The 1612-nt window shown below is 76.1% G+C and carries 1 protein-coding gene and 2 pseudogenes; all 3 read right to left on the reverse strand.

What is annotated here, in order from left to right:
- Nucleotides 1-225, reverse strand: a pseudogene (locus HUW36_RS32390) (phosphatidylserine decarboxylase); the annotation flags it as partial.
- A gap of 471 nt (nt 226-696) precedes the next feature.
- Nucleotides 697-879 (reverse strand): annotated as a pseudogene (locus HUW36_RS35405) (hypothetical protein); the annotation flags it as partial.
- A partial coding sequence (locus tag HUW36_RS32400) for a LiaF domain-containing protein (protein WP_246248435.1) occupies nt 876-1612 on the reverse strand: 737 nt, incomplete at its 5' end. The pseudogene HUW36_RS35405 and the gene HUW36_RS32400, both read right to left, overlap by 4 nt.

The raw sequence follows: 1612 nt of genomic DNA on the forward strand, positions 1-1612 counted from the left end.
GGCGGCCGCGGCGCCCTCCGCCGGCGCCACGACGAGCCGGTCGCCCGGGAGCAGCGCCTCGATCGCCGCGGCCAGCACCGCGGACTCCGGGGTCGCGCCGACCAGCAGGCCGGTCTTGGGGTCGTTACGCCGGGCGAACTCGCTGACGAGCGTACGGGCGGCGCGCTCGCCGATGCGGACCGCGCCGGACGGAGCGGTGACGCGCACGGCGGGGGACTGGGTCATGTCTGACGGGCTCCTGACGAGATAGGGACGGACGGGAACCGCCTCGGTGGCGGCCGACCGGCCAGGGAGCGCTCTGCGTGGTCGGGTGGGCGGTGCCGGCCGGCGGAGGCGGGATCTCCACCGACCAGCATAGGCGGCGTCGTCGCGCCGCCGTAGCGGTGCGGGCGGGCCGACGGGTCACCCGGCCCGGTCCGCCCGTGGTCCGTCGTCCCCCGGGTCGAGCGGTGGCAGCTCGCGGGTGGCCGGCTCGGACGACTCCGGCTCCAGGGCGACGGGCCGGTCCTCCGACGCCGGGGTCGGCACGTCGGTCGTCGCCCCGGTCGGCCACTCGTCGGCCTCCTCGGACACCGCCCGGCCGCCGGCCGGGGTGCCGTCGCGGTACGGTGCCGCCACCGTCGTCTCCGGCTCTCCGGTCGGGCTCGGCCGGTCGGACCCGCCGGACTGGTCGGACTGATCCGACCGGTCCGGCCCGCGGCCCGAGCGCAACGCTCCGACCAGCCCGAGCAGTCCGATCAGGACCAGCCCGCCGGCCAGGAACCAGCCGACCGGCGGAACGGCCAGCCCGAGGATCCGGGCCAGCAGCCACCAGAGGGCGAGCCCGAGGAAGACCAGCCCGAAGGCGAACGACACGACGTCGGTGCGGTGGGCCTTCACCGGGTCACCTCCAGGTTTCCGGCGTTCACGTGGACGTAGAGGCGCAGCTTGCCCCCGCCGGGGCCGTCCGCGCCGGCGTCGGTGCTCTCCCAGTGGCGGCCGTTGAGCCCGCCGGTGCGGCGGCCGAAGACGGTGGCCTCACCGGCGTTGACGTCCGCCACCGTGGTGACGTCGACGTCCGGCGGCACGACCACCGTCGCGTTGCCGAGGTTGACGTCGACGGTCACCTGGACGTCCTGCTTGTCGAAGTCGATGGCGCGCAGGTCGAGCACCGCGTCACCGAGGTTGTTCTCGTACCGGGCCGCCAGGTCGCGCCGGTCGGTGGGGGCCCAGGTGACGTTCCCGTCGATGCCACGGATCCGGTCGTAGGACTCGGCGACGGTGGCGACGCCGAGCGCCGCCGCGGTCACCAGACCGAGAGCGATCAGCCACCGGGCCCGGCCGAACCAGGTGCCCACGAGCAGCCCGAGGCCGATCGTGGCCAGCACCGCGGCGAAGTAGCCGGCCGCGCCGACGGGGAACACGTCGAGCAGGTCGAGCATCGCCACCAGGCCCAGCGCCAGGAAGATCAGTGAGAAGGTGATCGCGCCGAGGGCCGAGCGCTCCTTCGGCCGCTTCGGCGGTCGCGGTGGTGGCGCCGGCGCCGGCGAGGGGCGCGATCCGGCGTACGGGCCGTGCGGGGCGAACGGCGGACGGTAGCCGCCCGGCGGCAGGGGTGCGCCCGCCGGGGTGG

The organism is Micromonospora maritima, from assembly GCF_902825405.1.
Lineage (GTDB): Bacteria > Actinomycetota > Actinomycetes > Mycobacteriales > Micromonosporaceae > Micromonospora > Micromonospora maritima.